This is a genomic window from Hymenobacter metallilatus, assembly GCF_003944705.1.
GTDB lineage: Bacteria > Bacteroidota > Bacteroidia > Cytophagales > Hymenobacteraceae > Hymenobacter > Hymenobacter metallilatus.
Map to the genome: position 1 here is coordinate 225,248 of NZ_RWIS01000002.1, position 24,690 is coordinate 249,937.

Sequence of the window (24,690 nt, forward strand, 5' to 3'; positions counted from 1 at the left end):
TTTTGTCATGCTGAGCGGAGCGAAGCATCCTGTCACGTTCGCGCCACTTGAATGAATAGTATTCTGACGATAGGACGTGAGCAGATGCTTCCTTCGTCAGCATGACAAACGATTTTACAGCGGAATGTTGCCGTGCTTTTTACGGGGCAGCGTATCCACCTTGTTTTCCAGCATCTTGAACGCCCGGATCAGCTTCTGGCGCGTCTGCGAAGGTAGAATCACCTCGTCCACGAAGCCGCGGTGGGCGGCGCGGTAGGGCGTGGCAAATTTCTGCTGGTACTCGTCTACCTTCTCCTGCAGCTTGGCCTCGGGGTCTTCGGCCTGGGCAATTTCGCGCTTAAAGATGATTTCAGCCGCACCTTTCGCGCCCATTACGGCAATTTCGGCGGTGGGCCAGGCGTAGTTCATATCGGCCCCGATGTGCTTGCTGTTCATTACATCGTAGGCCCCGCCGTAGGCTTTGCGGGTGATGACGGTGATGCGCGGCACGGTGGCTTCGCAGAAGGCGTAGAGCAGCTTGGCCCCGTTGGTGATGATGCCGCGCCACTCCTGGTCGGTGCCGGGCAGGAAGCCGGGTACATCTTCCAGCACCAGCAGCGGAATATTGAACGAGTCGCAGAACCGCACGAACCGGGCCGCTTTGGTGCTGGCGTTGATATCGAGCACGCCGGCCAGCACCGCCGGCTGGTTGCCCACGATACCGATGCTGCGGCCCCCCAGGCGGGCAAAGCCTACCACGATGTTCTCGGCGAAATTCTGGTGCACTTCCAGGAAAGAACCAGCGTCGATGATGCCGTCAATAACCTCCCGGATATCGTAGGGCTGGTTGGGGTTGTCGGGAATGATGGTGTCGAGAGCGGGGCGGCTTTCGTCCTGGCCAGCCTCGTAAGCTACCATCGGGGCGGTTTCCTCGCAGTTCTGGGGCATGTAGCTCAGCAGCTGCTTGAGGTGGTTGATACAGGCCACCTCGTTGGCGCACGAAAAGTGCGTGACGCCGCTTTTGGCCGAGTGGGTGCTGGCCCCGCCCAGCTCCTCGCTGGTTACGTTTTCGTGGGTTACGGTTTTCACCACGTTCGGCCCGGTCACGAACATATAGCTCGTGTCCTCCACCATCAGGATGAAGTCGGTAATGGCGGGCGAGTACACCGCGCCGCCCGCGCACGGCCCCATGATGGCCGACAGTTGCGGCACCACGCCCGAGGCCAGGGTGTTCTTATAGAAAATATCGGCGTAGCCGCCCAGGCTCACCACGCCTTCCTGAATGCGGGCCCCGCCCGAGTCGTTGAGGCCAATGACGGGGGCCCCATTCTTCATGGCCAGGTCCATGATTTTCACGATTTTCTCGGCGTGAGTTTCGCTCAGCGAGCCGCCAAACACCGTGAAATCCTGGGAAAAGGCGTACACCAGCCGGCCATTTACGGTGCCGTAGCCCGTCACCACGCCGTCGCCGAGGTAATACTCCTTGTCCAGCCCGAAGTCCTTGGAGCGGTGCATTACAAACTTGCCGATTTCCTCGAACGAGCCCTCATCGAACAGCAAATCAATCCGCTCCCGGGCGGTGAGCTTGCCTTTCTTGTGCTGAGCATCAATGCGGGCCTGGCCGCCGCCGAGCAGGGCCTCCTCATTTTTGCGGGCGAGAATTTCGGTTTTGCTTAGTTGGGCGTCAGCGTGCGGATCGGACATCGTGGGGTGGGATGGGTTAGCGTCTTGGGTCAGGATGCCAAAGGTAACGCGCGGGTAAAGAAAAGCCGCACCAGAATTCTGGGGCGGCTTAGTACGTAAAAGTGCGTGGTGTTTCAGTCGCAACCTGTCAAACTAATCCTTCCAGTCCGTTTATCAATTTTTCCTTCACAAGTTCCACAAGCCAAGTAGATAAAATTGTCGTCAAACCAAATGCCATGAACTTCTTGGCCAGAATATGTAAAGGATGAATATCTGTAATTAGCTATCCACAATTGTACACCTTGTCTGTAAGCAGCTAGAGTAAAAGCCCGATTATTTAGATAATAGATAATGCCGTCAGCACCTTGAACTGCAAATGCAGTTATCATAGATTGGTTGATTGAGTCATTCGGTGTGTATAGGTTATAATATTTTCCAATGCCTCTGTCAATTACCAGTTGTGTCTCAGGAATAAGAATGCCTGCTATGCTCTCAAATGCTTTGAACTCCGGCTTCATCTGTCTGAAGTCGTAAATTGTAGTCTCGCTCAATGTTTGGCCCAACAGATCTATTGGTACAGTCAGCAACGCCACGAATAAGTAGGTACGAACACACATAGTCACGCTTTATACAACGATTCATCTTGGTAAGGCAAAATACAAAAACCGGCCGGCTCCCTCACAGGAACCGGCCGGTTTCAGTTATAGCCCAAGCGAATTACTCGCCTTTCTTCTTCGAGTCTTTTGGCTCGTCGTCGGAGGGCTCGGGGGCTTCTTCGGGCCGCTCGTCGCTGGCGAGGTTAGTTTGCTCGCCGCTCTTGCTTACCGAGAAAACCAGCTCCTCAGCGCCGGCCGTGTAATCGGCCGTGATGACGTCGCCCTGGGCAATTTCGGCCTTCAGGATTTCCTCGGCAATCGGGTCTTCGATGTACTTCTGGATGGCCCGGTTCAGCGGACGTGCGCCGTACTTAGGGTCGTAGCCTTTTTCGGCCACGAAGTCCTTGGCGGCTTCGGTCAGCTCCACGCGGTAGCCCAGCGTCTGGATGCGGCCCAGCAGCTTGCTCAGGCTGATGTCGATGATCTTGTGGATATCCGACTTCTCCAGCGAGTTGAACACGATTACATCATCCAGACGGTTCAGGAACTCGGGCGAGAAGGTTTTGCGCAGGGCGTTGGTGATGGTGCCCTTCGTCAGCTCGTCCATGTTCTCCTGTCGGGCCTTGGTACCGAAGCCGATACCGGCACCGAAATCCTGCAGGTCACGCGCCCCAATGTTGGAGGTCATGATGATGATGGTGTTGCGGAAGTCCACCTTGCGGCCCAGGCCGTCGGTCAGGATACCGTCGTCCAGCACTTGCAGGAGCAGGTTGTACACATCGGGGTGGGCCTTCTCAATCTCATCAAGCAGGATAACCGAGTACGGCTTGCGGCGGATTTTCTCCGTCAGCTGGCCGCCTTCTTCATAACCCACGTAGCCGGGAGGCGCGCCCACCAAGCGCGAGATGCTGAATTTCTCCATGTACTCCGACATGTCAATCCGCACCAGCGAATCTTCCTTGTCGAACAGATACGTAGCCAGCACCTTCGCCAGTTCGGTTTTACCTACGCCGGTTGGGCCAAGGAACACGAAGGAGCCAATGGGTTTCTTGGGGTCTTTCAGGCCCACACGAGTGCGCTGAATGGCCTTCACGAGCTGGGCAATGGCCTTATCCTGGCCGATTACCTTGCCCTTCAGCTCTTCGCCCATTTTTAGGAGCTTGGAGCTTTCGTTCTGGGCCACGCGGGAAACGGGAATGCCGGTCATCATGGCAATAACCTCGGCCACATTTTCCTCCTTCACGGTGTAGCGCTTCTTCTTGGTTTCCTCTTCCCAGTCCTTCTTGGCCTGGTCGAGTTGGTCAATGAGCTTCTTCTCCGTGTCGCGCAGCTTGGCAGCTTCTTCGTACTTCTGCGACTTCACCACGCGGTTTTTCTCCGTCTTGATGTTCTCAATCTGCTCTTCCAGCTTGAGAATATCCTCGGGCACCACAATGTTGTTGATGTGCACGCGGGCCCCGGCCTCGTCCAGAATGTCGATGGCCTTGTCCGGCAGGAACCTATCGGACATGTACCGGTCCGACAGCTTCACGCAGGCCTCGATGGCCTTGTCGGTGTAGTACACGTGGTGGTGGTCCTGGTATTTGTCCTTGATGTTGTTCAGGATTTCAATCGTCTCCTCGGGCGTGGTGGGGTCCACCATCACCATCTGGAAACGACGGGCCAATGCGCCGTCCTTCTCGATGTATTGACGGTACTCGTCGAGCGTGGTGGCACCAATGCATTGGATTTCGCCGCGGGCCAAAGCCGGCTTGAACATGTTGGACGCATCCAGGGAGCCGGAAGCTCCACCAGCGCCCACAATGGTGTGCAGCTCGTCAATGAACAGGATAACGTCGGGCGACTTTTCCAGCTCGTTCATCACGGCCTTCATGCGCTCCTCAAACTGGCCCCGGTACTTGGTACCGGCTACCAGCGAAGCCAGATCCAGCGTTACCACGCGCTTGCCAAACAGCACCCGCGACACCTTCTTCTGAATGATGCGCAGGGCCAGGCCTTCGGCAATGGCCGTTTTACCAACGCCCGGCTCCCCGATGAGGATGGGGTTGTTCTTTTTGCGGCGGCTCAGAATCTGAGCTACGCGCTCAATTTCTTTCTCGCGGCCCACAATGGGGTCGAGCTTGTCTTCCTCGGCCAGCTTGGTCAGGTCGCGGCCGAAGTTATCGAGCACCGGAGTGCGCGACTTCTCGTTGCCTTTCTTGGGTGTAGCACCAGCCCCGGCACCGCCACGGCCTGCACTGCCCCCAAACAGGCGGTCATTGTCGTCATCATCGGCCTCAGGGCCGGAGGTAGGGTTATTCGCCGTGTTACCGTGGTAGTCCAGCGAATCGCGCACGGATTCGTAGTTCACGTTGAATTTGCTGAGAATTTGGGACGAAATATTGTCTTCATCACGCAGAATCGAGAGGAGCAGATGCTCCGTGCCGATAATTTCGCTTTTGAAGATTTTGGCCTCGAGGTAGGTAATCTTGAGGACTTTCTCGGTCTGTTTGGTCAGAGGAATAGAGCCGGTAATGCTCGTGCCCTGCGTAGCCGTGTTGCGGGTAGCTTGCTCCAGGGCGTACTTGAGCTCCTCCACCGATACGCCCAATTTCTTGAGCAAACCAATAGCGGTGCCTTCCCCTTCGCGAATCATACCCAGCAGCAGGTGCTCCGTGCCGATATAGTCATGCCCGAGCCGGATGGCCTCTTCCCGGCTCAGGGAGATGACCTCCTTGACTCTGTTTGAGAATTTAGCTTCCATGCAGATAAGGTAGTGAAGAAAAACGGAACCCCGCAAGGGCCCATACAGCCTGGTTTGCGGGTTGGGCCGATATAACCTGAAAACAGATTGAGTCGGGCGATAGTTCGGGGGCGACAGGTACACTACGCAAGAAAGCTGCCGGCGGCCGGACCCTGCATAAAGAGCAGATCTAAGATGCTGAGGCCCGGTACAAAATCTTTACCAAAGCTCTGCGCATAGGCCCGACCCGACGTCCTGTCAGGTTGATGCGCCGCTTTGGGTGTCAGCCAGTCGCGGCGGTCAAGGAGAAGGGTAGGAGGGGCCGAGGGGAGGTGGGTGGGAGGTTGATAGTCGGGGGTGAGGTGAATGGGCAGGCGCAGGCGCAGGCAGCGAAAATAAAACTGCAGTAACAATTGGTTCAGCTCGAACAGGCGCCGAGGCTTCTGCGTGTAGATATCGTGCAGATAATCGGCGTAATATTCAAAGTACGGTGTACCGCTGTAAGCGGTTTGCAGAGTACGCCAATGCCGGTGTACCCAGTTCTGGCGGTAGTCAATTTCAATTTCGGAGGTGAGCACCTTTTCGCTGCGGTTACCGTCGATTACGGGTACTGAGAGGGGCTGGACGCCTTGGGCCGTTAGAATAAGGCAGCGGTTGCGGTAGGTCTGTTTGCGGTAATGGTCGTGGGTTTCCAGCCACAATGCATCGGCCCCCAGCAGCGCGGCAAAAAAGGCAATGGGCGGATGGTACTGGGACTCGAAAAGAACAGCGGACATGCGGTAGGCCTGGAGCAAAAAGATGACGATGAAGCAAATAAACGGCCCGGTAGCGGATATTCTGGTGCCAGTAGTGCCTGTGAGGGCAGATATTCCGGGAATGATAGGGCCAGTACCAAACCAGGACGGCCCGGATGCAACGCAAGGAGCCAAGGGCATGTTAACCCAAGAATCAACCAAAAGCCGCACTTTTGCGGTGCGGCAGCTGAAAGCTACCCACTGCCACCTGTTTCGTTTTACCGCCAATCTGACACTATGTTGCTGTTAGCCCGACTTCTGCCCGTGGGCGTTGCGCTCTGCCTGAGTGTCACGCAAGCCCCCACTCATCAGCTGCAGCTGGATGTAGCTCGTTTCCGGAACGAGGATGTGGCGGTGAAAGGAGGAGTAGTAGAGTTGTACGCAACGGTAGCCGGCAAGCATCTGACTTATCAGAAACGAGGACCAAAGATGTACCAGGCCGGGGCCACCGTAACCCTGGAGGTGGTTCGTCCCGACGGTACGGCTGTGTATCAGGAGAGCGTGACGCTGAAACCGCCGGTACTGCGCGATACTACGGCGGCCATCAAAAACCCCGTTAGCTTTCAGAAGCGCCTGACCTTGCCGGAAGGCCGCTACACCTTGCGGGGGCAGTTGAAAGACCAGTACCGTGCGGGCTTCACCGATATTGTGGAGCAGCCCCTGGTAGTGGAGGTGAGTAGCCCAAAACCTGCCTTGAGCGACGTGGTACTGTTGCTGAAACCTGCCAGCCGTTCTTCCGTGGAGACCAACAACTTCATGCGCAGTGGGCTAAGCCTGACTCGCGCCGCCGGTGGCCTGTACGCCCGTGGCCAGGATAAATTATTTTTCTACTCGGAGCTGTATGCTGCCCTACCAGGCCAAGCGTATGGCTTGCGCTATCGGCTGCGCGCGGGCAAGGCACCCAAGGATGCCGCCACCGGGCAAGGCACCGTGCAGGGCGCAGAAGGCCGCCCCACCGTGCTCACTGGGGAGCTGGACCTGAGTAAAGTACCCGCCGGAAAGTTTACCCTCACCGTAGAAGTCCGCAACGCCAAAAACCAGCTGCTTGCCACCCAAACAGCCACTGTACACCGCAACCCCGACGAGTACGCCCCCGCTGGGGCCATACTGCCCCGATGAGTAAAACTACCTCTGTTTCCAGGCCTTACCCGTGGTACTACCAGCCGCTGGAGTGGCTGCTGCTGGGCCTGGCCCGTTTGCCCCTGAGTGTGCTGTATGTGCTGGGAAGGGTGGTGTATTGGCTGCTGGCCTATGTGGTGCGCTACCGGCAACGGGTGGTGCTGCAAAATCTGAGCAACTCGTTCCCGGAAAAGTCGGCGGCTGAAATTGCTCGTCTGGCGCGACAGTTTTACTGGCATTTCGCGCAGGTGATGATGGAAACCATCAAGCTGGCCACCATGTCGGCGCCAGCGCTAAAAGAGCGGGTTATTTTCCGTAACCCGGAAGTACTGGAGCGGCACTTCGCGGCCGGCCGTACAGTGCTGGGCCTGTCGTCGCACGCGGGCAACTGGGAATGGGTGCTTACCTCGGGAGCCGCCTGGCTGTCGGCTCATGCCGATGGGGTATACAAACCGCTGAGCAACCCGTTTTTTGAGCATTTACTGTATCAGTTGCGCACCCGCACGGGCGCCGGACTCATCCCCATGCGGGATACCCTGCGCGACATGCTGCAACGAAAAGGGGAGGTGCGCGTGGTCAGTATGTTGTCGGACCAGGCGGCCGGGCCCGAGGACCGCCCGTTCTGGACGACGTTCATGCACCAGGAAGCGGGGTTCTACACCAGCACTGAGCGGCTGGCCAGCCGCTTCCATTGCCCGGTGGTGTACGTGAGCATCCGGCGCCTGCGCCGCGGCTACTATGAGATTATTCTGACGGAACTGTACGATGGAGACTCGCCCCTGGAACCCAATAGTTTCCCGATAACAGCAGCGTTTGTGCAGCAGCTCGAGCGGGATATTCAGCTCTATCCCGCCGACTACCTCTGGACCCACCGCCGTTGGAAGCATAAGCGGTGAGATGGTGAAATAGTGAGGTGGTGAACTGGTGAGTTTGATGTTCCATTTGCGCGGGTAACGCCATCAGAACATCAAACTCACCAGTTCACCACCTCACTATTTCACCCCTTACAAATACTGCTCGATGTCGCCGGCGCCCTGGCGGATGATGTCGAAGTCTTCGTTGGTGCAGTCGACTACCGTGCTGGCGATGTTGTTGCCAAACCCCCCGTCGATAACAAGGTCGACCAGAGGGCGGTATTTTTCGAAAATCAGGTCAGGGTCGGTGCTATATTCCAGAATTTCGTCATCGTCATGAATGGAAGTGGTAACAATGGGATTTCCCAGGCCTTGCACCAGTTGAATACAGATCTGGTTGTCGGGTACCCGGATGCCCACGGTTTTGCGCTTTACGCCCCCATAGCGGGGCGCTTTGGTGCTGGCCTCAAAGATGAAGGTAAATGGGCCGGGTAGTGCTTTTTTCAGCACCTTATACACGGGAGTAGTAATACCGTTGGCGTAGTCGGTGATGTGGGAAAGGTCGGAGCAGATAAACGACAGATTGGCCTTTTCCGGGTGTACGCCCTTAATGCGGCAAAGCTTCTCCACGGCCCGGGCGTTGTGAATGTCGCAGCCCAACCCATATATCGTATCGGTAGGGTAAATAATAACGCCTCCGTTACGCAGCACGTCAACGGCTTGCTGGATGCGGTTCTGGGGAGGGTTATCGGGATGAATGCGAAGCAGAGTAGCGGCCATAGCAAAAAAGCGGAGGTTGAGTGAGCAGTCGGCCCCGGCACCGGCGGGCGTCGGGGGCGGTCAATGTACAAGCTGCGGCTATACGGAGCTACTCTTTTCGGCAAAAACCTGTTTGGGGTTGCCGGTACTACCGGTTATGCAGCGGCCGGGCCACAAAAAAAGCTCCGGCCAGATGACCGGAGCTTTTGAGAATACAGCGTGTAAAGATGCCTATTGCTTCACAAAGGAACGGGTTACGCTGCCATCCTTCGTGGTAAGACGCACCGAATATACTCCCGCTTGCAGTGCGCTCACCTCAACGGTGGCTGCTTCCTGCGCCACGGTAGCCGTTTGTACCCGCTGCCCCAGGGCGTTGAAAATTTCCAGCGTAGCGCCGCGGCCCAGGCTGCCTACTACCACCGTAAGACGGTTGGCGGCCGGGTTAGGATACACTACTACCGCCCGGGCAAAGGCGGGTTCCCGCTGTTTCAGGGTAATATCGGCCAGGCTGCGCGGGGCAATCTGGTAGCCTTCGGTGTACGGGGAAGAGCTGTCGAACTGGCTGCCGATACCGGTTACTGAGAACGGACCAGCCGGAGCCGGTGTGTTGTAGAGGGTGGTGCCCCGGTAGATACGCAGCTGGTACGTTACGCCGCCCGGTCCGGTCACGTCCACGTTGTAGCCGGAGGCGGTAGAGGTGGTTACCCACTGGGCGGGGTCGACGGAAGTAAGCGGGCCCGGAATGCGGATCAGCTCCGACTCCTCGTTTTCAGTGAGGGCCGTGGTAATCACGCGGGGCGAGTAGGTGCGGCGGGCACGGCCTTTGGGCGTAATGCCGGTGAGGTTGATCTGGGTGAGGCCGTTGAACTGGCCCAGCGTGCCGGTTACTTCCACCGAGTCGCCTTCCGCCAGCGTGTTCGTGCCGATGTTGGCCGAGGCAAACAGGCCAATGCCCCCGGTATTATCGATGAGGGTAATCTGGTAGCCTGCGGTACGCAGGTTGGTACCGTACACCGTACCCCGGGCCGATACCGTTTGGCCATTCAGAGTGGGTACCCCGTTGGCATCATTCACGGTAAGCGTAGCAATAGGCGACACGGGTGCCACGTCGTTGTCGGTGATGGTAAGCGTGTAAGTGCCGGATCCAATAATAGCCGCGCCGGTCGGCTGCACGTTCTGCAAGCTCAGAATCACCGTCTCTGAGGGCTCAAACACGGCATCATCCACGAGCGTGATGGTGGCATTCTGCGTGGTGGTACCGGCCGGGAACGTCAGCGTTTGGGTGGTAAAAGTATAATCGGAAGGGGAGGTGGCGGTGCCGGCCGGGGTGGCCAGGGCTACCTGTACCGTGAGGGCCTGGGTGCTGGCTGCACTCAGCGTTACCGGAATCTGGAGGGTACCGGCGCTTTCCGCCGCCGTGGCCGTGGCCGAGCCGAACGATACCGTTGGAGCAGTAACGACCGTAGCGCGGGCCAGGGTAAAGTCATCCAGGGCGAGCAGAGCGTCGGAACCGGTGTTGTCCGTGTCTTTCCACCGGATCCAGATAGTAGAGCCAGCGGCCCAACTGATGGGGAAGGTAGCGGTAATGGCTGCCGAGTTAGCGGCGTCGTTGCCATTCAGTGGACCAGCAGTAGTGGCCGTAAGGGCTTTTTCGGTGATATCCAGCGCCGAAACGGCCGTCCAGGTGCCGGTAAACAGACTCGTAGCGTCGGTGCTGTACTCGAAAGCCAGGCTTTCGTTGATAGCAGCGTTGCTGCTAGTGCGCCATTGTTCGGCTCGACCCGTAACCGTTAGCTGAGCAATGGCGGCTCCGCTCTGATTGATGAAGGCCGCTCCAAACGCCGGAGCTGTAGAACCAGAGGCCAAGCTGCCCAAGGCGCGGTCGGTGTCGCCGGTGGTTCCGGCATTAGGGCCGGCGTTGTAGGTGCCACCACCAGTGCTGTTGTCCGCCAGCACCATAGGGGTAAGAACGGCATTGGCCGTACCCGAACCCGCCAATCGCACCCCCGACCAACCATCGGGATAGGTAGTGCCAGCAGGCGTGAAGCCGTCAAAGTTCTGCGTGTACGCAGTACCGGTGAAAGGTACCGGCGTTTGGGCCTGGGCAGCGGAGCCAAGGCCGCCCAGCGCCGCCAGAAGCGCCATGCGTTGCCACCAGCAAGAGTAGGAATGTTTCATGGAAGGAAAGTGAGATGATAAGGTGAATAAAGACGCAGCCGACAGGAAAAGGTTGGTACAGTGGCACAGCCACAGATTCCGCGTACTTTTGAACTGCAAAGCTACCCGCAATTGTGGCCCCTACCCAAGCCCGGCGGGTACTGGCAATGTTACCGTTTTGTTACCACTTCCCGCCTCATGGCTACAACCCGCATCGATTACAAAGCCAACGCCACCCGTCGCCGCAACCGTTTTGCCTATACGGTCGGCATTTTTGGGCTGCTGCTGATTACTTTCTCCTACTACTTCTACCAGGTATTCTTCACCCCCAACGTCGAAACCAACGGGCTCCCCGCCTACGTGGTGGTGCGCCGGGGCGAGACGGCCAAAGCCGTGCTGGACTCTATTGAGGCTACCGGCGTAATTGTGGACAAGCTGAGCCTGCGGCTAGTAGCCAAGCTGATGAAGTACGAAAAGCTGGTGAAGCCTGGCCGCTACGAGCTCAAGGACGGATACACCAACCGTCAGCTCATTAACGACCTGCGCACTGGCAGCAACCGCCTGCCCCTGCGCCTCACCTTCCAGAACATTCGCCTGCGCCAGGACTTGTCCCGCAAGCTGGCTACCACCATTGATGCCCGACCCAGCCAGTTCGACAGCCTGCTGAACTCGCCTGCTTACACCAAAAGCCTGGGCTTCGATACCGTCAGCATCCTCACCATGTTCATCCCGAACACCTACGAGCTGCCCTGGAACGCCTCCGCCGAAAACCTGATGCAGCGTATGCAGAAGGAGTACGAGAAGTTCTGGACGCCGGCCCGCGACGCTCAGCGCAAGGCTCTGGGCCTTACCCGGGCCGAGGTGAGCACTCTGGCCAGCATTGTGGAGGCCGAGCAGCAGCAGCACGCCGACGAGCGGCCCCGGGTGGCCGGGGTGTACCTCAACCGTCTCAAACGCGGCATGAAGCTCCAGGCCGACCCCACCGTAGTGTACGCCAACCACGACTTCACCATCAAGCGGGTGCTCAACGTGCATTTGGCCAAAGATTCGCCCTACAATACCTACAAATACGCCGGCTTGCCGCCCGGCCCCATCAACTTGCCCAGCATTGCCAGTATTGATGCCGTGCTTAACCCCGAAAGCCACCAATACCTCTACTTCTGCGCCAAGGAGGATTTCAGCGGCTACCACGCCTTTGCCCGCAACGAGCAGGAGCACCTGGTAAACGCCCGCCGCTACCAGGCCGCCCTCACGCGCAGCGGCATTATGAAATGAGTTGTTAATTATTGGTTATCAGTTGTCAGTTTGTTCTGTCAGCTTCTGTAACCAATATCTAACAACTGACAACCAGCAACTGACAACTACCCTATGTATTCCTCCGACACCCAGATCCGCGTGCGGTATGCCGAAACCGACCAGATGGGCTACGTGTACCACGGTAACTACGCGGCGTATTTCGAAGTGTGCCGCACCGAGGCTTTCCGGCAACTGGGCATCAGCTACAAAGCCCTGGAAGCCGATGGCGTGGGGATGCCGGTAGGGGAGCTGCGCACCCGCTTCCGTCGCCCCGCCCGCTACGACGACCTGCTCACGGTGCGCCTGCTGCTGAAACAGCCCGCCGAAGGCTCCCGTATCCTCTTCGAGTACGAAATTTACAACGAGGCCCAGGACCTTCTCACCGAAGGCCACACCCTGATGGTATTCGTGAGCATGACTACCGGCCGCCCCGTACCCATTCCGAAGGATATTGCCGCCAAGCTGGCTCCTTACTTCACCGACGACGAAACGGCCGGCCCCCTCACCCCACCCAAGGCCCCCACGGATGCCCCTGCTCCGGCGGCCTTTCTGAAGTAGAGTAACTGAGTAGCGGAGTAACTGAGTAATTTTTTACCGCGCACACGGCGCACATTGCTCCGCTAGAACAGTTACTCCGTTACTCCGCTACTCAGTTACACTGCCCCCATGCGCCTACCCGTTCGCCGCTACCGTTTGCCCGATGTGCGCCGCCGCCGCAGTGTGCGCCGCGCCATCGTGTTTCTGAAGCGGCTACGGTTTGCGGGCGGCAAGGCCTCGGTGTACGACGTGGTAGACCGGTTGCTGCAGGAAATCCGGCTGGATGGCATTGCCAAGCGGGCCTCGTACATGGCCTTCAACCTGACCATTGCCATTTTTCCCACCATCATCTTCCTGTTCACGCTTATTCCCTATATCCGCATTCCTAATCTCAACCTGGATATCCTGCAGTTTCTGGCCGATTTGATACCCCAGGAAATGTACGTGGCCATTTCTGATACCATCGAGGACATCGTGAATATTCCGCACGGGGGGCTGCTGTCCTTTGGTTTTGCCACGGCCCTAGTGCTCAGCTCCAACGGCATTATGGCCCTGCTCGATGCGTTTGAGAAAAAGTACCCCTCGTTCAAGAAGCGTACCTACCTGCGCAAGCGGGTAATTGCCACGGTGCTGACGGTGGTACTGTCGTCGGTGCTGCTGTTTGCCGTCATCGGCATCTTCTTCGGTACCTATATCATTGATGCGCTGGTGTACCACGAAATCGTGCCCGAGGCCATGACCGACCAACTGACCAGCGTGTTGCGGTACGGCTCCGTTATCAGCCTGTTCCTGCTCACCACCTGCCTGGTATACTATTATGTACCCCCGGTACACGACAAGTGGCCGTTTGTATCGGCCGGGGCAGTGGTGGCCACTCTGCTGATTTTTCTGGTATCCTTTCTGTTTATCCTGTACGTTAAAATATTCGACAGCTACAACCATTTTTACGGCTCCATTGGTACACTGGTGGGCTTTATGGTGTGGCTCGATTTTGTGTGCATGACCCTGATTCTGGGGTTTGAGATAAACGTGAGCATCGACGCAGTAACGGGCCGGCTGAAACGGCCAGGAACCCTGCAGAAAGCCTGATAACCCGCTGAGAGTATATAATTTGTGCCTGAGAATGAGCGAATAAGCCGGTGTTGCCAGAAAAAAACACCAGAGGAGCTTGTGCATTCCCGAATCGTATCTACTTTTGCCATCCCAAACCACTTATTTTGGGCCTTACAGAGAGGTGGCAGAGTGGTCGAATGCGACGGATTCGAAATCCGTTATACCGGCAACGGTATCGGGGGTTCGAATCCCCCCCTCTCTGCAACAGGCTTTTTCAATTCGTGAAAAAGCCTTTTTTCTTGGCAACCAGAGCGGCAACGCACCTGAATTTCTCTTTCGTATCCAGAGGAGTGGCAGAGTGGTCGATTGCGGCGGTCTTGAAAACCGTTGAGGGTTAAACCTCCGGGGGTTCGAATCCCTCCTCCTCTGCGAACCCGCTTCCGGTGCCCGGAGCAAACGCCTTCCAAGCCCGCTTGGAAGGCGTTTTTTTTAGCTTGCCGGTAAGCTGGACAGTATAGCCTGAACAACCCCGAACCCAAACCAACTGTATACGGTTGTGTGGTGATGCTCCACCGGGCCGGCGCGTTATTTGCTTTTGCTGCCACCTGCTACCTTTGCCCGTATCTATGGCCGAATTACTGTTCGACGTTAATCTGCAACAACTGCCCGATGAGTTTCTGAATGGAAACTGGCGGGTAGCCGACCGGGTACTCAACCGGACCGACCCCACCAGTATGCTGGCCCAAGCTGAGCGGTTCGCACTGCAGCCCGGCAAGGTGGAAGTGCAAGCGCTGACCGGGCAGGACGCGGGCCAGTGGCAGATTCAGCGGGACGAATTGCTGAACCGCCCGTACCTGGAGCTAATCCTGGGCCAGGAGCGTACCCGGGCGCTGGTAACCCGCCTGCGCCGTTCCCGTAACGGGGCCGAGAGCCAATTGAATCTATACTTCCAGTCGGGAATGGAAATGCAGCTTACCCAACCGTAAGCAGCTTTTTCTGTCAACCTATTACCTGATTTCGTATGGCTGCTGCCACTTCTGAAACGCCAGACTTTTCCTCAGCCGCGGTCAGCCGCATTTCCGCCAGTGAAAGCACTTTGCTGAGCGTATCGGATGCGTTTGGTACTCCTATTTACGCCAGCCCCCAGCTGCTGCGCTTCACGGGCCTGTCGCTGGAGGAGCTTGCCACTGGCTGGCCCGCGTTGGTGCATCCTTTGGACGGGGAGCGGGTAGCTGCCCATGTGCAGCAAATGGTAGAAAATGCCACCATGTACCAGATTGAGTGGCGCATCCGCCGCCATGATGGGGAGTACCGCTGGGTGCGTACTACGGGCTACCCCCAACTGGGTCAAGATGGGAAGCTGCAGCAGTGGATTACCAGTACCATCGATATTGAAGAACAGCGCAACAGCCAGGGTGGCGGTTCCGGAGAGGATTTTAGCTTCTTGGCAGAGCTCATTCCGCAGTTGGTCTGGACAACGGACCCCACGGGCTTCCATACGTACTTTAACCAGCGCTGGACCAACTACACTGGTTACACCCTGGCCGACAGTGTGGGGCCCGATATGTGGAACAACCTGTTGCACCCCGACGACCAGGCGCGGGCCCGGCAGGTATGGGGCCACTCGCTGGCTACCGGCGACTTCTACGAAATTGAGTACCGATTTAAATCGAAACAAGGGGATTACCGGTGGTTCCTGGGCCAGGCCATACCGGTACGAAACGCCGCCGGCGAAATAGAGAAGTGGTTTGGTACCTGTACCGACATTCATGACCAGAAAATGCAGGAACTGGCCCTGCGCAAGCGGGAGCAGGATTTTACCACCCTGGCCAATGCCATTCCGCAGCTAGCTTGGATGGCCGATGAAACCGGTCATATTTTCTGGTATAATGAGCGGTGGTTCCGCTTTACCGGCACCGACCTGGCCGAAATGCAGGGCTGGGGCTGGCAAAAAGTACACCACCCTGATTATGTAGGGCAGGTAACTGAAACTTGGCGCCAAGCCCTGGCCGCCGGCAAACAGTGGGAGGATACCTTCCCCCTGCGCCGCCATGACGGCGAGTACCGTTGGTTTCTGAGCCGGGCCCTGCCCGTGTACGACGACAAGGGCCAGGTGGTACGGTGGTGCGGCACTAACACCGATGTAACCGAGCAAAAACTGCTACAGGGGCAATTGGAGCGTGCTTATTCTGACCTGGAAGCCAAGGTGATGTTCCGCACGCTGGATCTGGAGCGCGAGGTGCAGGAATTACGCCAGCAGTTGGACGAGAAGAGCTGAATCAGGATGCCTTCGGCCTGCACCCGTTTGCCAAAGTATTGTACAGGCCCTGAGTAGCCGGAAAACCGTTAATGCGGTAGTGTTCCGGAGCACTCAGAGCCTGTACTGTGCTGGGACCAGATTGCCGCTACCAGAGTAGCGGCGCCGTTACTCCTCTGCGTCCTGGCCCTTCCTCAGCTCGGCATCCAGAAAATAGGCCCCACGCCGCACAATGTGGGTTGAGTCGGGGAGGGGTTCCAGCAGGCGAAGCGCTACGTCCCCGTTGGCGCTGGTACCAGTGGCCACTTTCACGCGGCGGAAGGTGCCGGGTACCGTTTGGGTGAATATGTAGCTAAACTCCCCAGCCTGCACCAAGGCATCTTCGGGTAGGGTGCGCTGCCGGGCCGTGCCCGTCTGGATGGAAGCGGCTACGTATTGACCGGGCACCAGGTCGGTGCGCTCGGGCTCCAGATGAGCGTGCACATTCACCGTGCGCTTCTCGGGGTCGAAGGACTTGCCCACCAGGTAAATACTGGCCGTCATATCGGGGCCGCGCTGCTGGCTGGACACCCGGAACAGTACCGGCTGCCCGCTACGCACCTGGTTTACGTCGCGCTCAAATACCTGCAGCTCCAGGTGCATGTGGCTGGGGTCTACTAATTCCAGCAGCACATCCTGGGGGTTTACATACTGGCCGGGGTTGATGCGCACGGCAGCTATATTGCCGCTGATGGGAGCCGTGAGCGTAACCGTGGATGCAATCCGGCCTTGGTTCAGACTGCTGAGGGAGATGCCCAGCATACGGAGCTGTCCGGCCGTGGCCTGCAGGTTGGCCTGCTCCGCAGCGTAGTCGCTCTGGGCCTGCTGCAGCTTGCGCTTGGCTCCCACGTCCTCGGCATCCAGGGTTTGCTGACGCTTCAGTTCCTGCTGCAGAAACGTAACGCGGGCCCGGCTTTGCAGGTATTGTTGCTGCAGCTTCAGGTAATCGGGGTGGCGCAGTACGGCCAGCACCGCCCCCCGCCGTACCTGCTGGCCCGGCAGCACCGCCACGCTTTGCACGTAGCCGCCCATCACGGCCGATACGGAGGCCCGGTTTTGGGGCGGCACGTCTACCACGCCATTCGCCTGCACCCCGGAGGACAGGTTTTTCCAGGTGAAGCCGCCCAGCTCCAGGCCCGCTGCCTGTATTTGGGCCGGGTTTACCCGCACCTCATCTGGCGAGGCCGTCAGGGCAGAGGCAGGAGCAGCGGGAGTTTGCGTTTCGGGGGCTTTATTCTGGCTGCAGGCAGCCAACAAGGCCGTAAGGAGGGCTATATACGTTGGTTTCATGAAGTCAATTCGTAGGGTAGTTGGCCCGAGCAGTTGGGGCTTGGGCGGAGTTGGTTAGTAGGCGTCGGAGCCGGTGAGGGCCAGCAGCTGCAGGGCCAGCTCATTGTAGCGGCTCACCTGGTCGAGGTAGGCCGTGCGAATTTGCCAGGCGGGCTCCGTATTCACCACGTACTCCACGTATTCAATATCCCCGGCCCGGAAGCTCTTTTCGGCGGTTTCCAGAATCAGGCGGGCCTGGGGCAGGGCGGTTTGCTCGTAGTAGGTGAGGGAGGCCCGGGCCCGCTGCAGCTGCCGGCGCAGGCCCGCCAGCTGTCCGCCCAGCTGGGCCGTGGCGTAGCGCAGCTGGGCTTCGGCGGCCTGCTCCCCAATGCGGGCGGCCTGAATCCGGCTTTTCTGCACTCCGCCAAGCAGCGGCACGGCTACCCCGGCCTGGGCCACTTGGAAGCCACTTTCCTTGTTGATAGTTTGGTGGAAGTAGCCCAGGCGCACATCGGGCAGGCGGCGCAGCTGCTCTACCCGGGTCTGGCGGCGGCTCACCTCCACTTCCTGCTCCAGCAAGGCCAGGGTAGGGTTGGTACCGGTTGTCAGGCTGGCCGTATCGGCCGGCGTGAGGACCAGTACCGGCGTGGTCGAGGTGTCGATGAGGGCGAGGCCGGGCTGATTGAGCAACATGGCCAGCTGCTGCTGCTGCACCTGCTGCTCGGTGCGCACGGTGGCCAGCCGGTTCTGCAGCTCCAGCCGCCGCGCCTCCGCCGATACCTGCTCCAGGCGGTTGGTTTCGCCGGTTTGGTAGCGGATGCGGGCGGCCCGGGCAGCGCGCTGGTACAGGCTGTCCTGGCGGCGTAGCAGGGCAGCGCGGCGGTAGCTCAGTAGCAGCTCGTAGTAGGTGCTGCGGATGCGGAACGCCAGCTCCCGGCGCTGCTGGCGCACCCGCTGCTCGGCGGTGAGTACTTGGCCTTCCAGCAGCCGGCGCTGGGCCCCATACACGCCCGGCAGCGCCGACTGCTGCACCACGTTGATACTTTGGTCGCGCAGGGGCCCCGAAATCTGGCCTACCTGGTAGTCGAGCACGGTGCGGGGTACATCGTAGCCAGTGCGGGCCAGGGCGCGCTGGCGCTCAAGTTCCAGACCACCGGTTTGTACCAGCAGGCTCTGGCTGAGGCCGGTTTGCAGGGCCTGGTCCAGGCTGAGTACGCCGGCCGGGGAGGCGGCCGTAGCCGGAGCCGCAGCGGGGGGCGGCAGCGTGCGGGGCGTGGTCTGGGCCTGCGTAAAACAGGGGAGGACCAGCAGAATAAACAAGAGGTATCTCATAGGGAAGCAAGTCAGTATGTAGAGACGCGACACTTCGCGTCTCCCCGTTGCACGGTGTCGTACAGGTGAGGCCGTTCTGACGCCGAGACGCGAAGCGTCGCGTCTTTACACCGCTTCGGATTACAGTTCGTGGTTTTCCTTGATTTCGACCAGCAGCTCAGGGGTGGGCTCGGTAGGGCTGGCCTCGCCATCTTTTGTGAACAGGGTATAGAGCACCGGCAGTACCAGCAGCGTGAGCAGCGTGGCCGAAATCAGCCCACCGATAACCACCGTGGCCAGGGGCTTCTGGACCTCAGCGCCGCCGGAGTTGCTCAGGGCCATGGGCAGAAACCCCAGCGAGGCCACCGCCGCCGTGAGCAGCACCGGCCGGAACCGCTCATGGGTGGCTTTCAGCACCCGTTCCCGCACCGAGTCGATGCCGGCCAGGGCCAGCTCGTTAATACTGGCTACTAGTACAATGCCGTTGAGCACGGCCACCCCGAACAGGGCAATAAAGCCCACGCCCGCCGAAATGCTGAACGGCATACCGCGCAGCCACAGCGCCAGAATACCACCAATGGCCGCCAGCGGAATACCCGTGAAAATCAGGCTGGCCTGCTTCACCGACCGAAACGAGAGGTAGAGCAGCACGAAAATCAGGAGCAGGGACACCGGTACGGCTACTGCCAGCCGCGACTTGGCCTGCTGCAGGTTCTCGAACTGGCCGCCGTACTGCATGGTGTAGCCCTCGGGCAGCTTCAGGTTAGCATCCAGCAGCTGCTGAATTTCCTGCACCAGGCTTTCTACGTCGCGGTTGCGCACATTCACGCCGATGTTGATGCGGCGGCGGGCATCGTCGCGGGAAACCTGGGTAGGGGCATTGCGGAACTCCACGCGGGCCACTTCTTCCAGCGGCACCTTCTGGCCCGTGGGCACATCCACGTACAGCTGGCGCAAATCCTGCAGGCCGCGGCGGTTGGCACTGTCCAAGCGCACTACCAGGTCGAAGCGCCGCTCGCCCTCGTACACTTGGCCCGCCACATCACCGGCGAAGGAGGCGCGCAGCAGCGTGTTCAGGTCCTGCACGCGCAGGCCGTACTGGGCCATGCGCTGCCGGTCATAGGTCACGCGCAGCTGGGGCAGGGCCGCAATCTGCTCCACTTTCAGGTCGCCCACGCCGGCCAGGGGGCGGATGAGGGCGGCGGCTTCGGTGGCTTTTTCGAACAGCAGGCCCAGGTCGTCGCCGTAAATCTTGATGCTGATATCCGACTTCACGCCCGAAATCAGCTCGTTAAACCGCATCTGAATGGGCTGCTGAAACTCCAGACTCACGCCCGGAATGCTGGCCAGGGCCTCACTCATCTTGCCCGCCAGCTCCTCCCGGGAGTGGGCCGAGGTCCATTCTGCCTGGGGCTTGAGCACCACAATCTGGTCGGAATCTTCTAGGCTCATGGGGTCGGTGGGAATTTCGGAGGTGCCTATTTTGCCCACCACCTGCTCCACCTCCGGAAACTGCTTGAGCAAGATTTGCTGCACCTGGGTGGTGGTGGCAATGGTTTGGGAGAGGGAGGAGCCGGGAGCCAGGCCCACGTACACGGCAAAGTCGCCCTCATCCAGCTGCGGAATAAACTCACCGCCCAGGCTGGCAAACACCACGCCCGCCAGCACCAGCAGGCCCATGGCCGCCCCGGCTACCACGCCGCGCAGGCGCAGCGCCCCCCGGATGAGGGGCTCGTAGAGGCGGTACAGAAACTGCATGATGCGGTCGGCCACGGTGCCTTCCTCCTTGATATCCTTGCGCAGGGCCCAGGCCGACACGGCCGGCACGTAGGTGAGGCAGAGCAGCATGGCCCCCACAATGGCAAAGCTCACCGTCAGGGCCATGGGCCGAAACATCTTGCCTTCGATGCCGGTGAGGGCCAGAATGGGCAGGTACACAATCAGGATGATGAGTTGCCCGAACAGGGCGGAGCGCATCATGCGGGTGGCGGCCGTTTCGGCTACCTGGTCCATGGTTTCGGTGGCGGCCCTGGCCCGGAAGTGCACCAGGTGGAAAATCATGGCCTCCACGATAATCACCGCTCCATCCACAATCAGCCCGAAATCCAGCGCGCCCAGGCTCATCAGGTTAGCCGATACCCCAAAAGTGCGCATCAGGCCCAGGGCAAACAGCATGCACAGCGGAATCATGGAGGCCACCACCAGCCCGGCCCGCCAGTTGCCCAGCAGCACCAGCAGCACCACCATCACAATTACGCCGCCCTCCAGGAGGTTTTTGGCCACGGTATGAATGGCAGTGTCCACCAGTTTGGTGCGGTCCAGAAACGGCTGCACGTACACGCCCCGGGGCAGGGTCCGGTTGATGTCGGCTACCCGCGCCTTCACGCCCTTGATGGTTTGCTCCGACGACGCGCCTTTGAGCATAAGCACGATGCCGCCTACGGTTTCGCCCTGGCCGTTGCGGGTCATGGCCCCGTAGCGCACCGAGTGGCCGAAGCGGACCTCGGCCACATCCCGTACCAGCAGGGGCACCATACCGGCCTGTTTGATAACGATACTGCCTACGTCCTGCAGGGAACTGGCCCGGCCCTCACCCCGGATAAAATAGGCGTTGCGGCCTCGCTCCAGGTAGCTGCCGCCGGTGTTGGCGTTGCTGGCTTCCAGGGCCCCAAACAGCTCCGACATGGTAACGCCGCTGGCATTGAGGCGCTCGGGGTTCACGCTCACCTCGTACTGGCGCACGTAGCCCCCGAAGCTGCTTACATCCACCACGCCAGGCACGCCGGCCAGCTGACGCTTCACCACCCAATCCTGCAATTCGCGCAGGCGGGCCAGGGAGTAGCGCTTTTCGTAACCGGGTTTCAGGGCCAGGCTGTACTGAAATATTTCGCCCAGGCCAGTGGTGATAGGTGCCATTTCGGGCCGGCCCAGGCCCGGGCCCAGGTCGGCCTCGGCGGTGCGCAGCTTCTCGGCTACCAGCTGGCGGGTTTGCAGCGTCGGAATATCGTCCTCGAACACGACGGTAATAACCGAGAGGCCGAAGCGCGACACGGAGCGCACCTCCGTGACGCCCGGGATGGTGCGCAGGCTTTGTTCCAGCGGAATGGTGAGCAGCTGCTCTACCTCCTGGGCCGCCAGGGCGGGGCTTTGAGTGAGCACCTGCACTTGGTTGTTCGTTACGTCGGGAATGGCATCCAGGGGTAGGGTAGTGGCCGAATAGCCACCCCAGGCCACCAACGCCAGGAGCAGCAGCACCACAAACAGCTTGTTGTGGATGCTGCCCCGGATAATGCGGGCAAGCATAGAGAAAGGGGTTGCCGCCGGGTAGAGAGGAGTTCGAAGAGAGAAGCCAGCAGTACACAAATTCGTTTTTGCGCTACGGCTTGCTCCTGGCTCCTTGTCTCTGCCTTCTAAACTCCTCAAAAAACCAGCGGAATGAGCGAAAAGACTACAAAAAGCGGCCGGACACACTGCGTCCGGGGACTTCGGGTAGCTACGCTCGGGGCGGCTGCAGCAGCTGGTTGCTCACACTGAAAGCGTACAGCGGGCCGGGAGCCATCCGGTAGGCGGCAGCGGGCCAGGCCAGGGGGCGCGGTGGCAGCAGCACCCGGCCAAGGGGCAGCACGAAGCTCACCATCACGCAGTCGTGGTGGTGGTGCTCCAGGGGGAGTTTGTGGTGGTCCTGGGCGTCGCGCCGGGAATAAGGGTGCAGGCGGTGGTCGGAGCCATGGGGGCCGTAATGCAGCGCCAGAAACGCCAGCGGCGAAAGGTGGCCGGCCGCCAGGGCGCGGTGGTAGCGGTAGTGGCGGGCCAGCTCGGGTAGTTTCCCTAGTTCCGATAGGTCGTTCTGGGGCACGAGGCCACTCACGAGCATCAGAATTCCCAGAAAGAAGGCTACCACTTGCTTCACAATGTAAAGGTACGGCTGAACGGCCGGATTGGATAGTGAAAACGATGTTGGTACTGAAATTTGGAAGCAGTCTGAATTTAGCTACGGTTAAATTCAGACTGCTTCCTATCACCATGCGTTCAGCCACCGGCCATCATGCGCAGGAAGGCGCACGAGCTCTATTTCCTGCGGCCGAAGAGGGTTGTACCAGATGGGTAGCTCGTCACCGACCACGTATAGAAATTCGGTTGGTGAATCGGGCACAGGTAGCGTAATGATGTAGCGGGTATTCTGCTGGTCATGGTATTGGAGCTGTAAAGTACAATAGTAGTCCCTGGCGTTTCTGCGGGCTATACCCAACATGAATGGCTCGGCGCTAAGAACGTGCGCCGAAGTAGCTACCCAGCGTTCCTGTATCAACTGCCGCCGCTGAGTTTCGGCATATCGGTTCAGGTAGTTCAATACAAACACCGTTGCTACTCCCGCTGCCACCAGTAGTATCAGCACCATAATGCGTGTAGTAAAGGAAGATACAGGGCAAGTTACGCAGTGGCGGCTTGTGTGTACCTACACGAACTCAACAACCACCAGGCAAGCCCGGCCGTACTCAGGGAGCCAGTAGCCACCTAACAGTATCGGCGGGGCACCTTCCTATGCGTAAATGGATACTTGCCCTGGCCCTGGTGCTGGGGCTGACTGCTTTGCCCGCCCGCGCCTACTCCGTACTTACCCACCAAGCCAACGTAGATTCCAGCTGGCAGCGCTGTCTGGTGCCGTTGCTACAGGGCCGCTACCCGGGTAGCACCGAGGAGCAGCTGAATGAGGCCAAAAGTTATGCCTACGGCGGTTCCATCCTGCAGGATATGGGGTACTACCCGTTCGGGTCGGTGCTGTTTACCAACCTCACGCACTACGTCCGTTCCGGCGACTTTGTGCGCAATCTGCTTAATGAGGCCCACAGCCGCAACGAATACGCCTTTGCCCTGGGGGCGCTGGCGCACTACGCGGCCGACATCAACGGCCACCCCGAGGGTACCAACCGGGCCATGCCCAGCGTGTATCCTGAGCTTAAGGCCAAGTTTGGCAACAGCATCACCTACGAGGAAGCCCCCATTCAGCACACCCAGCTAGAGTTTGCATTTGATGTAGTGCAGGTGGCTGCAGGCCGCTACCGCACCGCCGATTATCAGCGCTACATCGGTTTTCAGGTAAGCAAGCCGGTGCTGGAGCGGGCTTTCCTGAAAACCTACGGGCTGGAGCTGGGCCAGGTCGTGTTCAACGTGGATTTGGCGGTCAGCTCGTTCCGGTTTGCCGTGCGCAGCCTGATTCCGATTGCCAGCCGGGCTGCCTGGCAGAGTCAGAAGAAGGAAATCCGCCGGCTCAGCCCCCAGGCCCGGCGCCGGGAATATGTATATAAGGAAAGTGAGCGGGCCTACCGGAAGCGGTATGGCACCGACTACGAGCATCCGGGTACCGGCGCGCGCGTGTTATCGTACGTGGTGCGGGTGCTGCCCAAGATTGGCCCCCTGAAACCATTTGCCTTCAAGCTGCCTACCCCTGAGGCCCAGGAGCTGTTCAAGGCCAGTTTTCGGAGCGTGATGCGCAACTACTGCAGCCTACTGGAGCAGGAGCCGCGCGATACCACAGCCGCTGCTCCCCGCCTGGCCAATACCGATTTCGATACCGGCCGTCCTACTAAGCTGGGGGAATATGCCCTGACCGATGAAACCTACGGAGAGTGGCTCCGCAAGCTGGCCGATAGAAAATTTGAGCACCTGACGGCCGTTCAGCAGCAGCATATTCTGGCATTTTTCAGCACCCCGGTCCAAACGCCGGTTGCTACCGAGGAGAAAGAAGCAGACAAGCGGAAAGAAACGCTGGAGGCCTTGCAGCAGCTGCGGACCAAAAAGCCGGAGTAGGCGCAACACCTCCAGCCGCCCTATAACCAGCCGCCCCGATTGGTTCCTGTTACCTGCGCAGCGCAGACGGGAACAAATCGGGGCTGGTGCTACTTCGGGTTTCTGGTTCGTAGCTGTTTGCCTCAGTGGGTAGGGCCCCGGACGGGCAAATGCATACCCGTTTAGTAGTGGCGGTAGGCGCGGTACAAGCGGTAGTTGGGCCGGTGCGTGTGCGAGTAGCCGCGCTGCTTGGCCTTTACGGAAGGCAGCCGACGGCTTCCGAAAATACCGTTGGCTGAAGCCTGGCCGGGGAGGCAGAAAGACAGGGCAAACAAAACAAGGCTGAGTTTCAGGAGGCGCAGGTACATATGCAGCGGGCGTTTAATGGGGTTAGGAGCTATTGTTGCAACAAAGCTAGCGGCCCCCATTAAGCTGTACGGTATGCTTCGCCCGACTGGGCCGGTTCCTCTTTGAACAG

General features: G+C 59.2%; 19 protein-coding genes and 2 tRNA genes. 10 read left to right on the top strand and 11 right to left on the bottom strand.

Going from position 1 to position 24,690, the window contains the following annotated elements:
- Positions 1–114 precede the first annotated feature (114 nt).
- The 4 genes from EI290_RS04350 to EI290_RS04365 form a co-directional block, all read right to left on the bottom strand.
- Positions 115–1,683, bottom strand: a complete 1,569-nt coding sequence (locus EI290_RS04350; protein ID WP_125427127.1) for an acyl-CoA carboxylase subunit beta — start codon at positions 1,681–1,683, stop codon at positions 115–117.
- Between the two features lie 113 nt (positions 1,684–1,796).
- Positions 1,797–2,255, bottom strand: coding sequence for a hypothetical protein (locus EI290_RS04355; protein ID WP_125427129.1), 459 nt, complete (start codon positions 2,253–2,255; stop codon positions 1,797–1,799).
- 124 nt (positions 2,256–2,379) lie between these two features.
- Positions 2,380–5,001, bottom strand: a complete 2,622-nt coding sequence (locus EI290_RS04360) for an ATP-dependent Clp protease ATP-binding subunit (protein ID WP_125427131.1) — start codon at positions 4,999–5,001, stop codon at positions 2,380–2,382.
- A gap of 122 nt (positions 5,002–5,123) precedes the next feature.
- Positions 5,124–5,756: a WbqC family protein gene (locus tag EI290_RS04365; protein ID WP_125427133.1), complete on the bottom strand. Its 633-nt coding sequence runs from the start codon at positions 5,754–5,756 to the stop codon at positions 5,124–5,126.
- Between the two features lie 255 nt (positions 5,757–6,011).
- Between EI290_RS04365 and EI290_RS04370 the strand changes: the two genes are divergently transcribed.
- Both EI290_RS04370 and EI290_RS04375 read left to right on the top strand, forming a co-directional pair.
- Positions 6,012–6,893 carry a hypothetical protein gene (locus EI290_RS04370; RefSeq protein ID WP_125427135.1) on the top strand — a complete coding sequence of 294 codons (882 nt, stop codon included), beginning with the start codon at positions 6,012–6,014 and terminating at the stop codon, positions 6,891–6,893.
- Positions 6,890–7,789 carry a lysophospholipid acyltransferase family protein gene (locus tag EI290_RS04375; protein WP_246008851.1) on the top strand — a complete coding sequence of 300 codons (900 nt, stop codon included), beginning with the start codon at positions 6,890–6,892 and terminating at the stop codon, positions 7,787–7,789. Before EI290_RS04370 ends, EI290_RS04375 begins: the two co-directional genes overlap by 4 nt.
- Before the next feature lie 108 nt (positions 7,790–7,897).
- On the opposite strand, the gene EI290_RS04380 is transcribed toward EI290_RS04375, so the two are convergent.
- Both EI290_RS04380 and EI290_RS04385 read right to left on the bottom strand, forming a co-directional pair.
- Positions 7,898–8,527 (bottom strand): L-threonylcarbamoyladenylate synthase, encoded by a 630-nt coding sequence (locus EI290_RS04380; protein ID WP_125427137.1) that lies wholly within the window; start codon positions 8,525–8,527, stop codon positions 7,898–7,900.
- Positions 8,528–8,737: 210 nt separating this feature from the next.
- Positions 8,738–10,684, bottom strand: a complete 1,947-nt coding sequence (locus EI290_RS04385; RefSeq protein WP_125427139.1) for a Calx-beta domain-containing protein — start codon at positions 10,682–10,684, stop codon at positions 8,738–8,740.
- A 177-nt stretch (positions 10,685–10,861) separates the two neighbouring features.
- On the opposite strand from EI290_RS04385, the gene mltG reads away from it, so the two are divergent.
- The 7 genes from mltG to EI290_RS04420 all read left to right on the top strand — a co-directional run bounded on the left by mltG (position 10,862) and on the right by EI290_RS04420 (position 15,827).
- Positions 10,862–11,938: an endolytic transglycosylase MltG gene (mltG, locus tag EI290_RS04390; RefSeq protein WP_125427141.1), complete on the top strand. Its 1,077-nt coding sequence runs from the start codon at positions 10,862–10,864 to the stop codon at positions 11,936–11,938.
- A gap of 93 nt (positions 11,939–12,031) precedes the next feature.
- Entirely contained in the window at positions 12,032–12,517 is a 486-nt protein-coding gene (locus tag EI290_RS04395) for an acyl-CoA thioesterase (RefSeq protein WP_125427143.1), read from the top strand.
- 108 nt (positions 12,518–12,625) lie between these two features.
- A complete protein-coding gene (locus tag EI290_RS04400) occupies positions 12,626–13,585 on the top strand; it encodes a YihY/virulence factor BrkB family protein (protein ID WP_125427145.1) in 960 nt (319 codons plus the stop codon).
- Positions 13,586–13,724: 139 nt separating this feature from the next.
- A tRNA-Ser gene (locus EI290_RS04405) sits at positions 13,725–13,811 on the top strand.
- 82 nt (positions 13,812–13,893) lie between these two features.
- Positions 13,894–13,978, top strand: a tRNA-Ser gene (locus EI290_RS04410).
- 197 nt (positions 13,979–14,175) lie between these two features.
- Positions 14,176–14,535 carry a hypothetical protein gene (locus tag EI290_RS04415; RefSeq protein WP_125427147.1) on the top strand — a complete coding sequence of 120 codons (360 nt, stop codon included), beginning with the start codon at positions 14,176–14,178 and terminating at the stop codon, positions 14,533–14,535.
- 35 nt (positions 14,536–14,570) lie between these two features.
- Entirely contained in the window at positions 14,571–15,827 is a 1,257-nt protein-coding gene (locus EI290_RS04420; RefSeq protein ID WP_125427149.1) for a PAS domain-containing protein, read from the top strand.
- A 147-nt stretch (positions 15,828–15,974) separates the two neighbouring features.
- Here EI290_RS04420 and EI290_RS04425 read toward each other — a convergent pair whose 3' ends face one another.
- From EI290_RS04425 to EI290_RS04440, 4 genes are all read right to left on the bottom strand, one after another.
- Positions 15,975–17,135, bottom strand: a complete 1,161-nt coding sequence (locus EI290_RS04425; protein WP_125427151.1) for an efflux RND transporter periplasmic adaptor subunit — start codon at positions 17,133–17,135, stop codon at positions 15,975–15,977.
- A gap of 54 nt (positions 17,136–17,189) precedes the next feature.
- Positions 17,190–18,446 carry a TolC family protein gene (locus EI290_RS04430; RefSeq protein WP_125427153.1) on the bottom strand — a complete coding sequence of 419 codons (1,257 nt, stop codon included), beginning with the start codon at positions 18,444–18,446 and terminating at the stop codon, positions 17,190–17,192.
- Positions 18,447–18,566: 120 nt separating this feature from the next.
- Positions 18,567–21,728: an efflux RND transporter permease subunit gene (locus EI290_RS04435; protein ID WP_125427155.1), complete on the bottom strand. Its 3,162-nt coding sequence runs from the start codon at positions 21,726–21,728 to the stop codon at positions 18,567–18,569.
- Between the two features lie 190 nt (positions 21,729–21,918).
- A complete protein-coding gene (locus tag EI290_RS04440; RefSeq protein ID WP_125427157.1) occupies positions 21,919–22,335 on the bottom strand; it encodes a hypothetical protein in 417 nt (138 codons plus the stop codon).
- 632 nt (positions 22,336–22,967) lie between these two features.
- Here EI290_RS04440 and EI290_RS04450 point away from each other — a divergent pair.
- Positions 22,968–24,233, top strand: a complete 1,266-nt coding sequence (locus EI290_RS04450) for a zinc dependent phospholipase C family protein (protein WP_125427161.1) — start codon at positions 22,968–22,970, stop codon at positions 24,231–24,233.
- A gap of 161 nt (positions 24,234–24,394) precedes the next feature.
- Here EI290_RS04450 and EI290_RS04455 read toward each other — a convergent pair whose 3' ends face one another.
- Entirely contained in the window at positions 24,395–24,580 is a 186-nt protein-coding gene (locus EI290_RS04455) for a hypothetical protein (RefSeq protein WP_125427163.1), read from the bottom strand.
- Positions 24,581–24,690 lie beyond the last annotated feature (110 nt).